This window comes from Nonomuraea sp. NPDC049421 (genome assembly GCF_040677005.1).
Taxonomy (GTDB): Bacteria; Actinomycetota; Actinomycetes; order Streptosporangiales; family Streptosporangiaceae; genus Nonomuraea; species Nonomuraea salmonea.
In genome coordinates this window covers 185,890-202,935 of sequence record NZ_JBFAQA010000005.1, presented here as the reverse complement: position 1 = coordinate 202,935, position 17,046 = coordinate 185,890, and the positions used below count along the sequence as shown (strand labels likewise).

Annotated in this window: 15 protein-coding genes; 6 read left to right on the top strand and 9 right to left on the bottom strand. The window is 72.5% G+C overall.

The window, feature by feature from the left end; all coding sequences use genetic code 11:
- The first annotated feature begins 97 nt into the window (after positions 1 to 97).
- Complete coding sequence (locus AB0K18_RS11260; RefSeq protein WP_364913203.1) at positions 98 to 1,306, top strand: flavin-dependent oxidoreductase; 1,209 nt, start codon at positions 98 to 100, stop codon at positions 1,304 to 1,306.
- Here the strand turns inward: AB0K18_RS11260 and AB0K18_RS11255 are convergent.
- Complete coding sequence (locus tag AB0K18_RS11255; RefSeq protein WP_364913200.1) at positions 1,286 to 3,385, bottom strand: MMPL family transporter; 2,100 nt, start codon at positions 3,383 to 3,385, stop codon at positions 1,286 to 1,288. The two genes, AB0K18_RS11260 and AB0K18_RS11255, sit on opposite strands and share 21 nt — an antisense overlap.
- A gap of 78 nt (positions 3,386 to 3,463) precedes the next feature.
- Between AB0K18_RS11255 and AB0K18_RS11250 the strand changes: the two genes are divergently transcribed.
- The gene (locus AB0K18_RS11250) at positions 3,464 to 3,937 is read left to right on the top strand and encodes a MarR family transcriptional regulator (RefSeq protein ID WP_364913197.1); all 474 of its coding nucleotides are present in this window, start codon (positions 3,464 to 3,466) and stop codon (positions 3,935 to 3,937) included.
- 18 nt (positions 3,938 to 3,955) lie between these two features.
- On the opposite strand, the gene AB0K18_RS11245 is transcribed toward AB0K18_RS11250, so the two are convergent.
- Positions 3,956 to 4,672 (bottom strand): DUF2071 domain-containing protein, encoded by a 717-nt coding sequence (locus AB0K18_RS11245; protein ID WP_364913195.1) that lies wholly within the window; start codon positions 4,670 to 4,672, stop codon positions 3,956 to 3,958.
- Positions 4,673 to 4,799: 127 nt separating this feature from the next.
- On the opposite strand from AB0K18_RS11245, the gene AB0K18_RS11240 reads away from it, so the two are divergent.
- From AB0K18_RS11240 to AB0K18_RS11230, 3 genes are read left to right on the top strand one after another with little or no spacing between them, the layout of a single operon-like run.
- Positions 4,800 to 5,942, top strand: a complete 1,143-nt coding sequence (locus AB0K18_RS11240; protein WP_364913192.1) for a glutamate--cysteine ligase — start codon at positions 4,800 to 4,802, stop codon at positions 5,940 to 5,942.
- A 7-nt stretch (positions 5,943 to 5,949) separates the two neighbouring features.
- On the top strand, positions 5,950 to 7,737 hold the full coding sequence (locus tag AB0K18_RS11235; RefSeq protein WP_364913189.1) for an N-acetylglutaminylglutamine amidotransferase: 1,788 nt from the start codon (positions 5,950 to 5,952) through the stop codon (positions 7,735 to 7,737).
- Positions 7,737 to 9,668, top strand: coding sequence for an alpha/beta fold hydrolase (locus AB0K18_RS11230; protein ID WP_364913611.1), 1,932 nt, complete (start codon positions 7,737 to 7,739; stop codon positions 9,666 to 9,668). Before AB0K18_RS11235 ends, AB0K18_RS11230 begins: the two co-directional genes overlap by 1 nt.
- A 134-nt stretch (positions 9,669 to 9,802) precedes the next feature.
- On the opposite strand, the gene AB0K18_RS11225 is transcribed toward AB0K18_RS11230, so the two are convergent.
- The 3 genes from AB0K18_RS11225 to AB0K18_RS11215 all read right to left on the bottom strand — a co-directional run bounded on the left by AB0K18_RS11225 (position 9,803) and on the right by AB0K18_RS11215 (position 11,241).
- Positions 9,803 to 10,339, bottom strand: a complete 537-nt coding sequence (locus tag AB0K18_RS11225; RefSeq protein ID WP_364913187.1) for a hypothetical protein — start codon at positions 10,337 to 10,339, stop codon at positions 9,803 to 9,805.
- Positions 10,340 to 10,349: 10 nt separating this feature from the next.
- Complete coding sequence (locus AB0K18_RS11220) at positions 10,350 to 10,919, bottom strand: DUF5709 domain-containing protein (RefSeq protein ID WP_364913185.1); 570 nt, start codon at positions 10,917 to 10,919, stop codon at positions 10,350 to 10,352.
- Positions 10,920 to 11,037: 118 nt separating this feature from the next.
- A complete protein-coding gene (locus AB0K18_RS11215) occupies positions 11,038 to 11,241 on the bottom strand; it encodes a hypothetical protein (protein WP_364913182.1) in 204 nt (67 codons plus the stop codon).
- Between the two features lie 96 nt (positions 11,242 to 11,337).
- Here AB0K18_RS11215 and AB0K18_RS11210 point away from each other — a divergent pair, with 96 nt between their 5' ends.
- A complete protein-coding gene (locus tag AB0K18_RS11210) occupies positions 11,338 to 11,595 on the top strand; it encodes a hypothetical protein (RefSeq protein ID WP_364913179.1) in 258 nt (85 codons plus the stop codon).
- Here AB0K18_RS11210 and yicI read toward each other — a convergent pair.
- Genes yicI through AB0K18_RS11190 form a run of 4 tightly spaced genes read right to left on the bottom strand, consistent with a single transcriptional unit; the run spans position 11,580 to position 17,028 of the window.
- Positions 11,580 to 13,814 carry an alpha-xylosidase gene (gene yicI / locus AB0K18_RS11205; RefSeq protein WP_364913176.1) on the bottom strand — a complete coding sequence of 745 codons (2,235 nt, stop codon included), beginning with the start codon at positions 13,812 to 13,814 and terminating at the stop codon, positions 11,580 to 11,582. The two genes, AB0K18_RS11210 and yicI, sit on opposite strands and share 16 nt — an antisense overlap.
- Positions 13,815 to 13,819: 5 nt before the next feature.
- Positions 13,820 to 14,704 carry a carbohydrate ABC transporter permease gene (locus AB0K18_RS11200; protein WP_364913173.1) on the bottom strand — a complete coding sequence of 295 codons (885 nt, stop codon included), beginning with the start codon at positions 14,702 to 14,704 and terminating at the stop codon, positions 13,820 to 13,822.
- On the bottom strand, positions 14,701 to 15,627 hold the full coding sequence (locus AB0K18_RS11195) for a sugar ABC transporter permease (protein ID WP_364913170.1): 927 nt from the start codon (positions 15,625 to 15,627) through the stop codon (positions 14,701 to 14,703). The genes AB0K18_RS11200 and AB0K18_RS11195 overlap by 4 nt, the downstream gene beginning before the upstream one ends.
- A gap of 51 nt (positions 15,628 to 15,678) precedes the next feature.
- The gene (locus AB0K18_RS11190; RefSeq protein WP_364913167.1) at positions 15,679 to 17,028 is read right to left on the bottom strand and encodes an extracellular solute-binding protein; all 1,350 of its coding nucleotides are present in this window, start codon (positions 17,026 to 17,028) and stop codon (positions 15,679 to 15,681) included.
- Positions 17,029 to 17,046 lie beyond the last annotated feature (18 nt).

Here is a 17,046-nt window from a genome sequence, read left to right as displayed (position 1 = left end):
CGGCTCCCCCGGCCGTCCTGACCCGCCGGCGGGCATGGCGATCTTCCAGGTTCCGCTTTACGCTCCTGACAAGGATCATGTGTCCCGGGGAGCGTTCATGGCCGGACCCAGCTCGATGCGCGTGATCATCGCCGGTGCCGGCGTCGCCGGGCTCACCGCCGCGCTCAGCCTGCACGCCGCCGGCATCACCGACGTGACCGTGCACGAGGCGGTGGAGGAGATCCAGCCGCTCGGCGTCGGCATCAACCTCCTGCCCCACGCCGTGCGCGAGCTCATGGAACTCGGCCTGGGCGACCGGCTGGCCGAGGCCGGCGTGGCCACGGCCGACCTCACCTTCCTCAACCCGCGCGGGCAGCGCATCTGGTCCGAGCCGCGCGGCCGCGCCGCCGGCTACCGCTGGCCCCAATACTCGATCCACCGGGGCCGGCTGCTGCTCCTGCTGCTCGACGCCGTACGCGAGCGGCTCGGCCCGGGCGCGGTCGTGCTCGGCTCCCGCATCACCGACCTCGACCACGACGCCGACCTGCTCATCGGCGCCGACGGCATCAGGTCGGACGTGCGGCGGGCGTTGTTCCCCGACGAGGGCGAGCCGGTGCCGGGCGGCGACGTGCTGTGGCGCGGCACCACGTACGGCAGGCCGTTCATGACCGGCCGGTCCATGCTGATGATCGGCGACCGAACGCAGAAGCTGGTCATCTACCCCATAGCGCCGCCGTCGGACGACGGCACCCAGCTCATCAACTGGGCCGTCCAGCACAGGACGGACGTCCAGGGCGTGCCCACGGGCGACTGGAACCAGCCGATCGGCGTCTCCAAGGTCCTGCCCCACGTGCAGGGCTGGCACTGCGACGAGCTCGACGTGTGCGCGCTCGTCGTGGGGGCCGCGCAGGTGCTCGAATATCCGCTGGTGGACCGGGATCCGCTGCCGTACTGGTCGAAGGGGAACGTGACGTTACTGGGTGACGCGGCGCACCCGATGTACCCGACGGGGTCCAACGGCGGCACGCAGGCGGTCATCGACGCGCGGGTGCTGGCGTACGCGCTGGCCAACGACCTGGGCCTCGCCTTCTACGAGGAGCAGCGCCGCCCGGTCACCGGCGAGATCGTGCTGGCCAACAGGAAGGACGGGCCCGAGGTCATCCTGAAGATCGCGGACGAGCGCGCGCCGCTGGGCTTCTCCGACATCGAGTACGTCATGCCGCGGGCGGAGCGCGAGGAGATCGCCCTGCACTACAAGAGGCTGGCCGGGTTCGAGCCCGCCACGCTCAACGCCCGCCGCAGCTGGTCAGTGCCGCTGAGCGGGTGAAAGCTCGGCGGCCGGCCGCGACTCGTGCGCGCGGCCCAGTCTGCTGGGCCACCAGGCCCGGCCGCCCAGGTCACGGACGAGCGCCGGCACCAGCAGCGACCGCACCACGAGCGTGTCGAGCAGCACGCCGAACGCGACGATGAACGCGGTCTGCACGAGGAACGTCAGCGGGATCACGACCAGCGCGGCGAACGTGGCCGCCAGCACCACGCCCGCCGAGGTGATCACCCCGCCGGTGCTGACCAGGCCGCGCAGCACGCCCTCGCGGGCCCCGTGCAGCTCCGTCTCCTCGCGGACCCTGGACATCAGGAAGATGTTGTAGTCGACGCCCAGGGCCACCAGGAAGACGAACCCGTACAGCGGCACCGACGCGTCGGAGCCGGTGAAGCCGAACAGGTGCTCGAAGACGAGCATGGAGACGCCGAGCGTGGCCAGGAAGTTCAGCGCCACGGTGGCGACCAGCAGCACGGGCATGGCCAGCGAGCGCAGCAGCACGATGAGGATGAGCAGGATGATCACCAGCACGACGGGGACGATGAGCAGCGTGTCCTTCTTCGCGGTGTCGGTGGTGTCGAGCTGCTGGGCGCTGTAGCCGCCGACCAGCACGCCGTCCTCGGAGTGCAGCGAGTCGCGCAGCCGCTTGACGGTGTCCTTGGCGGCGTCACTGTCGGGCTCGTCGCGCAGCGTGGCCTCGATCAGCACCTTGCCGTCGACCGCCTTGGCCACGCCGCCGGGACGGCCGCTCTCGCTGACCGGCGCGGCCTCGAAGACGCCGTCGACGGCCTTCGCCCGCTCCGTCACGGCGGCGGCGCGGTCTTCCGGCGCGACGATGACCGCGGGCTGGCCGGAGCCGCCGGGGAAGTGCTCGCTGAGCGCCGCCTGCGCGGCCACGGAGGGCGCGTCGTTGACGAACGTCTCCTCCAGCGGCACGCCGCGCGCGTTGAGCTGGGGCGCGAAGAGGGCGAGCGCGGCGAGCGGCAGCACGGACGCGGCCCACACCAGGCGCGGCCCGCGGTCGATGAGCTGGGCCACGCGGCCCCAGATGCCGCTCGCGCCGGCGTCGGCCGGGCGCGGCTTGGCCGGCCACAGCGCGGCCCGGCCGAGCAGGACCAGGGTGGCGGGCAGGAAGGTGAGCGCGCTGAGCGCGGCGCAGGCGATGCCGATGGCGCCGACCGGGCCGAGCGCGCGGTTGTTGGTCAGGCTGCTGAGCAGGAGGGCGAGCAGGCCGAGCGCCACGGTGGCGGCGCTGGCCACGATGGGCTCGATCGAGCGGCGCAGCGCGATGCGCCCGGCCGCGAACCTGTCGCGCCCGGCGGCCAGCTCCTCGCGGAAGCGGGCGGTGAGCAGCAGCGCGTAGTCGGTGGCCGCGCCGATGACGAGGATGGACAGGATGCCCTGCACCTGGCCGTCCACGCGGACGATGTCGCGGTCGGCCAGGAAGTAGACCACGGCGCAGGCCAGGCCGAGCGCGAAGACGGCGCCGGAGATGATGACCAGCGGCAGCAGCACGCTGCGGTAGACGGCCAGCAGGATGACCAGGACGGTGATGAGCGCGACGCCGAGCAGCAGGCCGTCGATGCCGGAGAAGGCGTCGCCCAGGTCGGCCCTGGTGGCGGCGGGGCCGCCGAGCTGCGTGGTCAGGCCCTCGACGGGAACGGCCTCGCGGATGCGGTCCAGCACGTCGCCGAGGCCGCCGCTGCTGATGTCGGGGCTGAGCTGCACGATGCCCCGCAGCGCCTTCTCGTCGTCGGAGGGGAAGGCGGGCGAAGGGGCGCCGACGACGCCGGACGTGCCGCGCAGCGCGGCGAGCGCCTCGGTGGCCGCCGCGGTCTGCTCGGGGGTGACGGCGGCGCCGCCGGAGGTCCAGATGACGATGACGGGTTGCGTGTCTCCCTGCCGGAACTTCTCCTGCACCTCCAGAACCCGTGTGGACTCGGCGCTCTCGGGCAGGAAGGCGGCCTGGTCGTTCGTGGAGACCTCGGAGAGCTTGCCGGCGAACGGTCCGAGACCGCCGCCCACGGCCATCCAGGCCAGCACCAGCAGTGCCGGGACGAGCCAGCGGATCGATCGCCGCGCCATGCGGGGTCACCCTTTCGCCACGCCTAGTAGCTCGATCAGTGAGATTCTCAATTATCAAGCTAATGTAGCATGGTCCGCATGAACGGCGGCGAAGGGGACGGCGAGCCTGAGATCGACCTGCGGTCCTTCGCAACCCGGCTGCGCCGGATGACCGCCGAGTTCAACCGCATCGCCCACGAGTTCGCCCAGGCACAGGGCCTGCACACCACCGACGTGCAGGCGCTGATCATGATCTTCGACTCGCTCGGCCCGATCACGCCCGGAAAGCTGCGCGAGGAGCTCAATCTCACCTCGGGCGCGGTCACCGCCTGCCTCGACCGGCTGGAGCGGGCGGGGCACATCCGCCGGGTCCGCGACGCGCACGACCGGCGGGTGGTCCATCTGCACTATCGCGAGGCCGCCCAAGAGCTGGCCGGGGCGTTCTTCCGGCCCCTGGGGCATGGCACCGAGCGGGTGCTGAGCCGGTTCAGCCCCGGCGAGCTGCGCACGGTGGCCGCCTTCCTCGACACGATGAACGAGGAGCTCGGCGTGCTCCGCTCCACCCCCCGCTGACCGCAGCCCACCTGACCCTCACCGGCCCCACATGCCGACCCGCACCGGGACGCCCGGTGAGCCGTGCACCAGCGGCGGCCCCTCGGCAGCGGGCAGGCCCGCGGCGCGTACCAGGTCCTGGTCCAGGCCGTCGAGCTGAGCGTGGTGCAGGGGCCAGGGCGGGTGCTCCACCTCGGCGGTGACCAGGCGGCCCGCCACAAGGCTGAACAGCCGGAACCTGGCGGTCAGGAAGTGCGCCAGGTCGTCCCGCTCGCGTTCCCGCAGTGGCAGGCCGAGCGTCACGTCCACGTCGCAGCGGGCGCCGTACGGGCCGGGCAGCCGCCGGCGGCACCGGTAGCGGGTGCGGCCGTCGCGGGTCTCGACCGACATGTCCGACCAGGCGTACGGCAACCCGTAACCGCCACGCCCACCGAGCACGGCGGCCAGGCGACCGGCGTCCAGGGACAGGAACCAGATGCCGGTACGGCCGCGCTCGTCGCGTACGTACGTCCGCAGGTTCGTCTCGGGGAACACGGACAGCCGGGGCAGCGCGGGCAGGCCGGGGAGCCGTACGTCGCGCATGAGGAACGGCGTGAGCCCCACCCACGCCGACCCGTCGAACGTCTCGGCCGTCAGCCCCGCGGGGAGCTGTGCCTGCACCTGGTCCGGGTGGTAGCGCCAGTGCAGGAACGTCATGCGCGCCCACCGGTGGTACATCACCGGACGGCGCACGCGGGGCGACGGCGGGGGTCGCATCCGGTTCCCCTGCCCCGGGCGCGGACAGGTAGTCCGTGAGCTTTGACCTCGGGGAATTAGGTGCATTTGCCCTTTCTGTGGGGAGTGGAGAGGTTCACCGGATTCCACTGGACAAGGGGTGATGGTCGTGGAGGGAGACGAGGAAGCGATTCGGGTGGGGGTGGAGGAGGAGTTCCACGTCGTCGACCTCTCCACCCGCCGCCTGGCCGCGCGAGCCGACCTGCTGCTGGAGTCGCTGCCTCCGGAGAGCTACGCGCGTGAGCTGCAACGTTCGACGGTGGAGTCCAACAGCGCGCCGTTCATGAAGCTGGATGACCTGGCCCGCGACCTCGGGGAGCTGCGCCGGCGGCTGGTCGAGCAGGCCGACGCGGTCGAGCTGGGCATCGTCGCGGCCGGCAGCGCGCCACTGGTCGAAAGACGCGAGCAGAAGGTGTCGCAGGAGCCCCGCTACGAGCAGATGCTGAGCGACTACCAGCAGCTCACCAGGGACCAGCTCATCTGCGGCACGCACGTGCACGCCCAGGTGCGCGACCCCGATCTGGCCGTCGCGGTGGCGCACCGGCTGACGCCGTGGGTGCCGCCGCTGCTGGCACTGTCGGCCAGCTCGCCGTACTGGGACGGCGAGGACACCGGGTACGCCAGCTACCGCAGCCTGGTCTGGCAACGCTGGCCCACGGCCGGCCCGATCGACAAGTACGACTCCGCCGCCGAGTACGACGAGATGATCAAGGAGCTGATCCGCACCGGCGTCATCACCGACCCCGGGATGATCTACTCCGACATCCGTCCCTCGCAGCACGTGCCCACGGTCGAGCTGCGCATCTGCGACTCCTGCCCGCGCGTCGAGGACATCGTGCTGATCACCGGCCTGTTCCGCGCGATGGTCGCGAGGGAGCTGCAGGAGATCCGCCAGGGCGTGGAGCGCACCGTGCAGCTCGCCGCCGTACGCGCGGCCTCCTGGCAGGCGGCCCGCTCGGGGCTGGAGGGCGAGCTGATCGACCCGGTGAGCGGCGTGCCCCGCCCGGCGCCGGTCGTGATCAGGCGGCTGGTCGAGGGCCTGCGGCCGCAGCTGGAGGAGACGGGCGACGCGGAGCTCGTGTCCGTGCTGGTCAAGGAGGTGCTGGCCAGGGGCACGTCGGCGGAGCGGCAGCGGCGCGCGTTCGCCAGGCGGGGGCGGCTGACCGACGTGGTGGACCTGCTGCTGGCCGAGACCAGGGCGTACGGGTGGGATCGTCCGGGCGATCCGCCCGCGTACCGGTCGGCGTCGTGAGCGTGCCATGTGCGGACTGAGCGGAGAGCTGCGCCTCGACGGTGAAGAGGCCGACATCGGGGCCGTCGGGCGGATGACGGAGACGATGCACGCGCGCGGCCCCGACGGCTCCGGCCTGTGGTCGCGCGGCCCCGTCGCGCTGGGCCACCGGCGGCTGAAGATCATCGACCTGTCGGACAAGGGCGCCCAGCCGATGGTGGACGTCGAGCTGGGGCTGACGGTGGTGTTCAACGGCTGCCTGTACAACTACGCCGAGCTGCGGCACGAGCTGCGCGGCGCCGGTTACCGCTTCTCCTCCACCTCCGACACGGAGGTGCTGATGAAGGCGTTCCACCGGTGGGGGCCGCGCTGCGTCGAACGGTTCAAGGGCATGTTCGCCTTCGCCGTGTACGAACGCGCCACCGGCCGCCTGATCCTGGGCCGCGACCGGCTCGGCATCAAGCCGATGTACGTCACGGAGGACGGCCGCCGGCTGCGCTTCGCCTCCTCGCTGCCCGCCCTGCTGGCCGGGGGCGGCGTGGACACCGGCATCGACCCGGTGGCGCTGCACCACTACATGACCTTCCACGCGCTGGTGCCCGGCGAGCGCACGATCCTCGCGGGGGTGCGCAAGCTGCCGGCGGCGACCGTACGGGTGATCGAGGCGGACGGCACCCGCACCGACCACCGCTACTGGGACCCGCCCCACACCCGCGGCGCGCTGCCGGAGGCGGCCGGGCTGAACGGCCGGGAGTGGCAGGACGCCGTCATGGACGCGCTGCGCGCCGCCGTACGCAGGAGGACGGTCGCGGACGTGCCCGTCGGCGTGCTGCTCTCCGGCGGCCTGGACTCCAGCGTCATCGTGGCGCTGCTGGCCGAGGAGGAGCACGAGCCGCCGGTCACGTTCAGCATCGGCTTCGAGGCGGCGGGCGGCGAGCGGGGCGACGAGTTCGCGTACTCCGACCTGGTCGCCCGCCGCTTCGGCACCGACCACCACCGCATCCGCATCCCGGACGAGCGGCTGCTCGACGGGCTGCACGGCGCGGTGCGGGCGATGAGCGAGCCGATGGTCAGCCACGACTGCGTCGCCTTCTACCTGCTGGCGCAGGAGGTCGCCGAGCACGTCAAAGTGGTGCAGTCGGGGCAGGGGGCCGACGAGGTGTTCGCCGGTTACCGCTGGTTCCCGCCGCTGGCCGACGTGCCCCGCGAGCAGGCCGCCGACGTCTACGCGCGCGCGTTCTTCGACCGGCCGCACGATGGGCTGGCCGCGATCCTGCCCAAGGAACGCCTGCTCGACCACGACGCCAGCGGCGACTTCGTGCGCGAGCACCTGGCCCGGCCCGGGGCGGACACCGCGCTGGACGCCGTGCTGCGCCTGGAGACCACCGCCATGCTGGTGGACGATCCGGTCAAGCGGGTGGACAACATGACGATGGCGCACGGACTGGAGGCGCGCACCCCGTTCCTCGACCACGAGCTGGTGGAGCTGGCCGCGGCCTGCCCCGCCGAGCTGAAGCTGGCCCACGGCGGCAAGGGCGTGCTCAAGGACGCCGCCCGGCGGCTGCTGCCCGCCGAGGTCATCGACCGGCCGAAGGGGTACTTTCCCGTACCGGCGATCCGGCACGTGGACGGGGCGCTGCTCGACCTCGTGCGTGACGTGCTGACCGGCCGGGCGGCGCGCGAGCGTGAGCTGTTCCGCCGCGACTACGTGGACCGGCTGCTCGCCGACCCGGAACGGGACAGGACGCCGACGGGCGTGAACACGTTGTGGCAGCTCGGCCTGCTGGAGCTGTGGCTGCAGACGCACGGCCTGTGATGACCCGCCCCGCCGGCGAACCCCGCCTGCCCGTGGGCGGGGCCGGGCCGGTGTACCCGTTCGCGCTCCCCCGCCTGGAGCACCTGGCTCGGCAAGAGCATCCGCATCCGGACGGGTGCCTGCTCGGCGGGCTGTCGTACCTGCCGGGGGTGGCCGGGCTGACCGCGTGGAGCTGCCTGGCGCCCGCTCTGGCGCCCGACGACAGCGCGGTCGCCTTCGTCAGCGACCACGACGGGTCGCCGCGCGTGTGGATCAGGCCGCTCCTGGGGACGGGCGAGGCGTGGGTCGTGGACACGGGGCCGCAGCCGGTGGTGGACGTGAGCTGGGCGCCGACCGGGACGCATCTCGCCGTGCTCGTCGCGCCGGGCGGCGGCGAGCACACGCAGGTGTGGACCGTTCAGCCGCACGGCGGCGACCTGCGGCTGGTCGCCGCGCCCGACGGCGGGTCGGCCTCGCTGGTGCGCTGGACCGGGCGCGGGGAGACGGTCCTCGTCACGGAGACGTCGGCGGACGGCGTGTCGAGAGCCGTGCTCGTGGACGCCGTCACCGGCGGGCGGCAGGTCATCGCCGCCGGTCCGCTGCTGCGGCCGGTGGCGATCAGCCGTGACCACGCCAGGATGCTGCTGCGGCGCGGGCCGCGGGGCCGCCGCCGGATGTACGTGGTGGACCTGCGCTCCGAGGCGCTCGGCGGGCACGAGCCGAGCGGCGAGCGGCTCCTGCTGCCCGGACTGCCCGGCTCCACCGACGACGGGGCGCTCTCCCCCGACGGCAGGACCGCGTACCTGGTGTCGGACGCCGGTCGCGACCGGGCCGCGCTGCTCGCCGTGCACCAGGGAGCCGAGGCCGTGGTGCTGGCCGAGCGGGAAGACGCCGAGCTGGACCGCTTCGCGCTGAGCGCCGACGGGCGCCGCGCGCTGCTCGTGTGGAACGCGCACGGCCGTTCCGAGCTGGACGTCCTGGACCTCGAACGCGGCCGGCTCCAGCACCTCCCGCCCCCGCCCGCGGACGTGGTCACCTCCGCCCGCATCGGCTGGGACGGCGCCCTGGCCGCGCTCGCCGCCGAGAGCCCGCAGGAGCCGTCGCACGTCGTGCTCTGCGACCTCGGCCAGGGCCACTACCGCTACGCCGCCGGCGCGGGGCGGCTGCCCACGGCGACCGGCGCCGAGCTGGTGCGGTTCCCGGCGCGCGACGGGCTGGAGCTCGCCGCCTGGCTCTATCGGCCGCCGCACGCGCAGGGGCCGGCGCCGTACGTGCTGTTCCTGCACGGCGGGCCCGAGGACCAGGAGCGGCCCGCGTTCAACCCGCTCTACCAGAGCCTGCTGGCCGCCGGGATCGGGGTGTTCGCCCCGAACGTGCGCGGCTCCGGCGGGTACGGGCGGGCCTTCCGCCAGGCCGACGACCGCGAGCTGCGCTTCCACGCCATCGACGACGTCGCCGACTGCGCGGCGGAGCTGGCCCGCATCGGCGCCGGTGACCCGTCGAGGCTGGCCTGCATGGGCTGGTCGTACGGCGGCTACCTGACCCTGGCCACGCTCGTCACCCACCCCGGCCTGTTCCGGGCCGGCGTGACCGTGAGCGGCATCGCCGACTTCGCGACCTTCTACGCCCGTACCGAACCGTGGATCGCCGCGGCGGCGGTCGGCGAGTACGGCCACCCGGACACCGACCGCCACCTGCTCCGCGCCCTGTCACCCCTGCGCGCCCTCGACCGCCTCACCGCTCCCCTGCTGGTGGTGCACGGGGCCCAGGACACCAACGTCCCGCTGTACGAGGCCGAGCAGGTGATCGCGGCGGCCGCCGCGCTCGGCCTGCCCTGCGAGTCGTTGGTGTTCGACGACGAGGGCCACGAGATCCGCCGCATCGCCAACCGCGTCAGCTACGTCACCAGGGTCACGGACTGGCTCTCCGCCCACCTGCACCCCCACCGCTGACCGCGCGCACCACCGGCACGGGGCGGCAGGCCGCCCGAACGCGGCGGAGGAGGCCACCCGGGCGCGGCGGAGGAGGCCACCCGGGCGCGGCGGGGGCAGGCCGCCCGCGCCACGGCCCGGGCCGTCGCGGCGCGTCAGTAGGGGCGGCCGGTGCCTTCGCCGGGGAGGTAGCCGCCGTCGTCGGCGCCCGTGCGGCCGGAGCCGCCGTCCGGGTCGTCCTCCTCGTCCGAGGCCACCCAGTCGACGTCGGCGCTGATGTGTTCGCCGCCGCGCAGCGCGCCCTCCGGCTCTGACGGGGGTTCGCCCTCGTCGTCCACGATGAGGCCGTGTTCCGACTCGTCCACGGGGCCTTGCACGCGGAAACCCGGGTCGCCCGGTTCGCCCCGCTGCTCGCGCTGGTCCTCCGGCATCGGGTGCGGGCTCGGGCCGTAGGTGGCGACGTGGTCCTCGATCTCGTCCGTACGGGCCGCGACCGACTTCTCGCCCGATCCCGCCGTCACCGACCATCCGTCGTCGCGGCCCGTGACGTATCCCATGGGCTCGGCGTACCCGGAGTCGTCGGAGCCGGGGATGCCGGCGGGCCCCACGTCGCCGCCCATGTTGTGCAGGTCGGGGTCGAACGTCGTGCCCTTGTCCTGCTCCCGGCGCTTGTCGTCGTCCTTGCTCGCCATGGTCCTCCCCTCACTCCGGCTCGATGTGCATGGCGGCCTCTTCCGCGGTGAAGCCGCCGCCGTCCGGCCCGACCTCGGTGGCGATCTCGTCGGGCTCGTCGTCCCCGTGCGCGCCCTCGTCCGCGGCGACGAGGCGACCGGCGGGCCGCGGCTCGTCCCACACCTGCCCGGACGGCTCCTCGGGTTGCGCGCCCGGCACGGGGTCGATGCCGCTGTCCCGCTCGCGGCCGGTGTCGAGGTCGGAGCCGACGCCGAGGCCGCCCTCCTCGGTCACCCGGTCCACGGCGGGCGCGTCGGAGTCGTCACCGGCCCGGCGCCCGGCGGTCGCGCCCTCCTCCACCCCGAACTGGGGCTTGTCCTCGGGCATCTCCCGATCCAGCCGCCCGGACAGCGACTCGCCCTGGATCTGCTCGTCGTCGGTGGTGCCGAACTCCTCCACGGCCACCGGCTCGTCGGCGGGCAGCGGCGCCTCCTGCGGATCGACCGCCCACTGCTGCTGCGGCGTGCCGTCCTGGAGATCCGGTATGCCTTCGTCCTCGAACCGCGAACGAGGATCGTGCTCTGGTACGTGATGACTCATCTCAACTCCCTCATTTCGCCCGCTGCCCCCAAGGTCTCCGCAGTAACGCGGCCCGCGCCCCGCCAGGCGAAGCGCGGGGGGCCAGGAAGTGCGGGCCGCCAGGGAGTGCGGGGCCCCCTCACTCCGCCGGCTCGCCGTTCTCCGTGCCGGAGGTGAGGTCCTCGGCCGTCTGGCCGGACTGGCGCAGGGCCTCCTCCATCGCCGCCTGGCCGGCGTGCCTGGGCTCGTCCGCGGGCTCGCGGGCGTTCCGCTCGTCTTCCTGGGCCGCGTCCAGCAGCCGCTCGGTGTCGGTTTTCGCCGCGTTCTCATCAGGAGTGGTCATGCGGCTACGGCTACCCCGGGCGTCGAGCAGCGAACGCCCAGGTGGGGGCGGTCCGCTTGCGTCCAAGCGTCCGCCCGGCTCGGGCACCCGGGCCCGGTGGCCGACCCGGCCTCCACCCGGCTTCCCGCGCTGGCGCCCAGCAGGCGGCCGAACCTGCTCGGCATGAGCATGACCAGGGCCATGGCCGAGGGCTTCGACTTCGTGGCCATGGGCCGGGCCCTGCTCAAGGAGCCCGGCCTCATCGACCGCATCAGGCAGGACCCGGGCGTCGCCTCCACCTGCATCCACTGCAACCGCTGCATGCCCACGATCTACCGGGGCACGCACTGCCCGATCGCTCAGGCGGGCTCGTGACGCCAGCCGGACGGAGCGGTGGAGGTGACCATCACCTCGCCGCCTGACCGGGTGACCGTGAAGCGGGCCGGCGTGCCGGTCACGGGGTCGGTGACGGTGAGCGTGGTCTCGCCGTCGGGCCCGGGGTAGACGCGCAGGGTGAGGCCGTCGAGGTAGGCGTAGTCGGGCCGGTCGTCCCTGGCGCCGACGGGCAGCACGGCGCCCTCGCGCACGTAGATCGGCATCGAGGTGAAGCCGTGCCGCTCGGTACGCCAGCGCCCGCCCTCGACCCGCTCCCCCGTCAGGTAGTTCGTCCACGTGCCGTCGGGCAGGTAGAACTCCACCGTCCCGTCAGGGGTGAAGACGGGCGCGACGAGCAGGTCGGGGCCGAGCATGTACTGGGTGTCGAGATGGGCGGCGGTGCGGTCGCCGGGGAACTCCATCGCCATCGGCCGCATCACCGGCGTGCCGCTCTCGTGCGCCTCGACGCCCGCCTGGTACAGGTACGGCATCAGCCGCAGCTTGAGCTTGGTGAACAGCCGGGTGACCTCGACCGCCTCCTCGTCGAACGCCCACGGCACCCGGTAGGACGACGAGCCGTGCAGCCGCGAGTGCGAGGACATCAGCCCGAAGGCCACCCACCGCTTGAACACGCCGGGGTCGGGCGTGCCCTCGAAGCCGCCGATGTCGTGGCTCCAGAACGAGAAGCCGGAGAACGCCAGCGACAGGCCGCCGCGCAGGCTCTCGGCCATGGACTCGTACGAGGAGCCGGAGTCGCCGCCCCAGTGGACGGGCAGCCGCTGCCCGCCGGCCGTGGCCGAGCGGGCGAACAGCACCGCCTCGCCCCGCCCGCGCCGCTCCTCCAGCACCTCGAACACGGCCTCGTTGTAGAGCTGGGTGTAGAGGTTGTGCATGCGCTCGGGCGCGGAGCCGTCGTGGTAGACGACGTCGAGCGGGATGCGCTCGCCGAAGTCGGTCTTGAACGCGTCCACGCCCTGGTCGAGCAGGCCGCGCAGCTTCGACTGGAACCACCGCGTGGCGTCGGGGTCGGTGAAGTCGACCAGCCCCATGCCGGCCTGCCACATGTCCCACTGCCAGACGCCCCCGTCCGGCCGCCGCAGGAGGTAACCGCGCTCTGCGGCCTCGGCGAACAGCGGCGAGCGCTGCCCGATGTACGGGTTGATCCACACGCAGACCCGCAGGTCCTTGGCGTGCAGCCGGGCCAGCATGCCCTCGGGGTCGGGGAAGACGCGCGGGTCCCAGGCGAAGTCGCACCAGTTGAACTCGCGCATCCAGAAGCAGTCGAAGTGGAAGACCGACAGCGGCAGGTCCCGCTCGGCCATGCCGTCGATGAAGGAGGTGACGGTCCGCTCGTCGTAGTCGGTGGTGAACGAGGTGGACAGCCACAGCCCGTACGACCAGGCGGGCAGCCGGGCGGGGCGGCCGGTGAGCGCGGTGTAGCGTTCGATGATCCGCTTGGGGGTGGGCCCGTAGATGACGAAGTACTCCAGGCTCTCGTCCTCGACGGAGAACTGCACCCGCTGCACCACCTCCGACCCCACCTCGTACGACACGTGCCCCGGGTGGTTGACGAAGACGCCGTAGCCGCGGTTGGTGAGGTAGAACGGCACGTTCTTGTACGCCTGCTCGGAGGAGGTGCCCCCGTCGGCGTTCCAGATGTCGACCGTCTGCCCGTTCTTGGCCAGCGGCCCGAAGCGCTCGCCGAGCCCGTAGACCACCTCGCCGACGCCGAGCGAGAGCTGCTGGGCGAGGTGGGCGGACGGCCCCGTCCTGGGCTTGCCGACCGGCCCCGGGTCGGTCTGGGCGTCGGCGGCGAGCTGGAAGTAGCCGATCGACTTGTGCCCGCTCGTGGTGAGCGGCCGGTCGTCGGCGTGGAAGGCCAGGTTCCAGGGGGCGCCTGGCGTCACGGTGGCGCTGAGCGCGCCGCTGGTGAGCGTCGTGCCGTCGGTCTTGGCCGGGCCGTCGGCCGGCAGGTCGAAGCCGCGCTGCTCGCCGCCGCCGCTGTGGTGGTCGATGCGGACGCGGATCACGTCCTCCAGCGGTGACGACAGCCGCAGGGTCAGCACCGGGCGGTTGAGGGTGTCGCCGCGCCGGGTGATGACGGTGGTGGGCGCGGTCACGGTGATCGCGTCGGCGCCGGCGTCGATGTCGTAGGCCTCGGCCGCGTACAGCGCGGTGACGCCGGGACGCAGCTGCCAGAGCCCGTCGGTGAACTTCATGCCCATCAACCTTTCAGGCCGCCGGCGAGCAGGTCCGCGCGCCAGAAGCGCTGCAGGACCAGCAGGAGGATGATCAGCGGGATGACGGCGACGGCGGAGCCGGTGATGACCAGCGAGTAGAGGTCACCGTCGCCCGCGCCCTTGCCGAGGAACGTGTACAGGCCCAGTGTGATCGGGTATTTGTCCTGGTCGGAGAGCATGATGAAGGGCAGCAGGAAGTTGTTCCAGATGCCGACGAACTGCAGCAGGAACACCGTCACCAGGCCCTGGATCATCATCGGCAGCACGATCGTGACGAAGATCCGCAGCTCGCCGGCGCCGTCCAGGCGGGCCGCCTCCAGCGTGCTCTCCGGCACCGACGCCACCGCGAACACCCGGCACAGGAAGATGCCGAACGGGTTGATGATCACCGGCAGCAGCACCGACCAGTGCGTCCCGGCCAGGCCGACGGCGGCCAGCAGCAGATACTGCGGCACCGCCAGCACCACGCCGGGCACCAGCACGCCGGCCAGGATCGCCGAGAACAGCACCTGCCGGCCGCGGAAGCGGAACTTCGCCAGGGCGTAACCGGCCATCGCCGCCACCAGGGTCGACAGCACCGCGCCGAGCCCCGCGTAGATGAGCGAGTTGAGGCCCCACTTCCAGAACTGGCCGCCCCCGTACGTGCTGAGGTCGATCAGGTTGTCGATCAGCCCGGTGCCCGGCGCGAACGAGAACGTGGTGAACAGCTCGCGCGAGGTCTTCGACGCGGCCAGCACCACCCAGGCGACGGGGGTCAGGCAGTAGAGCGCGCCGAGCAGCAGCACGACCAGCGCCAGCCGCGGCCTGCGCCGCTTCACCGTGCGCCGCCGGCCGAACTGGCGGTCGCCGGTGCTCGTGACGGCGGTCATGCGTTGTCTCCGAAGGTCCGGCGCTGGAAGAAGCGCAGCAACAGCAGCGAGATGGCGAGGATCCCGACGGCCAGCACCACGGACGCGGCGGCGGCCCCGCCCAGGTTGTCGTTCGAGAACGCCTCTTGGTAGATCTTCATCAGCGGCACCCACGTCCAGCCGATCGTGGTCGTCATCGGCCGCAGCGTGGCCGGCTCGCTGTAGAGCTGGAGCGTGCCGATCACCGAGAACAGGCCGGTGAGCACGAGCGCGGGCGCCACCAGCGGGATCTTGATCCGCCAGGCGATCTGCAGCTCGCTGGCCCCGTCGATGCGGGCCGCCTCGTAGACCGAGGTGGGGATGGCGCGCAGCGACGTGAAGATGATGATCATGTTGAAGCCGACGCCCGACCAGAGCGCGATGTTGGCCAGCGAGAAGTAGAGGGCGGGGAAGCCGAAGAAGTCCAGCGGCCCCGCGTTCAGCTCGCGGGCGATGTAGGTGATCGGGCTCGTGCTGGGCAGGTACAGGAAGCCCCACAGCAGGCTGGCGATGACGCCGGGCACCGCGTACGGCAGGAAGATCGCCGTACGCGCGAAGCCGCGCGCCCGCACCCTCGGGGTGTCGAGCAGCAGCGCGAACAGCAGGGCCAGGCCGAGCACACTCGGGATGGAGATCACTCCGTACAGCAGCACGCGGCCGAGCCCGGCGGCGTACTCGGGGTCGCTGAGCGCGGCGGTGTAGTTGTCCAGCCCGACGAAGGTCTGCACGCGCCGCCCGAACGCCCCGCCGCCTTCGACGCGGAAGCCGCGGAAGCTCAGGTAGATCGCGTAACCGATCGGGATGACCATGAACAGCGTGAACAGCACGATCGCCGGCGAGGCGAACAGCCATGGGGTGGCGACGGCGCGCAGGCGGGTGCGGCGGCCGGCGGAGGAGGCGGGCATGAGACGTCCAGAGTGGGATCGAGCGGGGGCCCTGGGCGGGCCCCGCGCGTCTTACTGGGTGACGGTGTAACCGGACTTCTGCAGGTCGGCGACCACCGCCTGCTGCGTGGCCTGGTACACCTCCCGGAAGGAGGACTTGGCCAGCGCGGCCTTGTTGAGCGCGTCGCCGAAGGCGCTCTGCGCCACGTTGACGTTCGGCCCCCAGGTGACCGGGATGGTGGTGTTCTTGATCACCTGGTCGGTGACCTGGTAGAAGTCCTTCTGCTGCGGCATCAGCTTGGGCGGCTCGTGGGAGAGCGTGGCCTGCCGGCCCGCGTTGCCGCCGGGGAAGAGGTCGAGGCCGAGCAGCAGCTTCGAGCCCTCGTCGGAGGCGCCCAGCCAGGCCGCGAACTTCGCCGCCTCGGCGGCGTGCTTCGACTTCTCCGGCACCAGGAACGCCGACCCGCCGAGGAACGGCACGGCCGGGTCGCCCTTCGTCCACTGCGGCAGCGGCGCCGACTCCCACTTGCCCGCGGTGTCGGGCGCGACCGTGTAGAGCACGCTCGGCGCCCAGGCCGCGGCCGCCCAGCTGAGGATCTTGCCCTTGTTGACCTGGGCGTTCCACTCCGGCGTGAGCAGCGGCTCCACCTTGACCAGGTCGCGCTCGACGAGGTCCTGCCAGAAGTCGGCGGTCTTCAGCGACGGCTCGCTCGCGATGCCGACCTTCCAGCTGTTGCCGTCGGTGCTCCACCACTGCGCGCCGGCCTGGGCGGCCTGCGCGGCGAAGAACTCGAGCTGGCTGGCCGCGAAGCTGGCGATGTAGACCTCGGGGTCCTTCTTGTGGATCTTCTCGGCGGCGTCGGCGTACTCGGCCCACGTGGTGGGGACCTTCACGCCGAACTTGTCGAACAGGTCCTTGCGGTAGGTGAGCACCATCGGGCCGATGTCCTGGGGGACGCCGTACACCTGGTTGTTGAAGGTGGTCTGGGCCCAGATGTTCGGGTCGACGTTCGCCTTGACGGACGCCACGTCGGCGGTGATGTCCTTGACGGCGCCCGCCACGACCAGCGCGGGCACGCCGCGGTACTCGATCTGCACCACGTCGGGGGTGTCGCCGGCCTGGTCGGCGGCCAGCAGCTTGGCGGCGGTGTCGGACGTGCCGCCCACCTCCGAGAGCTTGACCGTGACGTTGGGGTTGAGCTCGTGGTACTTGTCCACGATCGCCTGCGCGGCGGGGTCGCTGCCCTTGAGGCTCCAGGTCCAGAACTGCAGCGTGATCGGACCGTCCGCGCTCGCCGTGCCCGCGGATTCCGGCTCGCTCGAACCGCATGCGGCCAGCGACGCCGTCAGGGCCGCGACCAGTGCGGCGGCGCCCAGGAGCGTCCTGCGCCTGCGGCGCGGGGGCAGGGAGGGTGGGGTCATGGCGGTCTCCTCGGACAG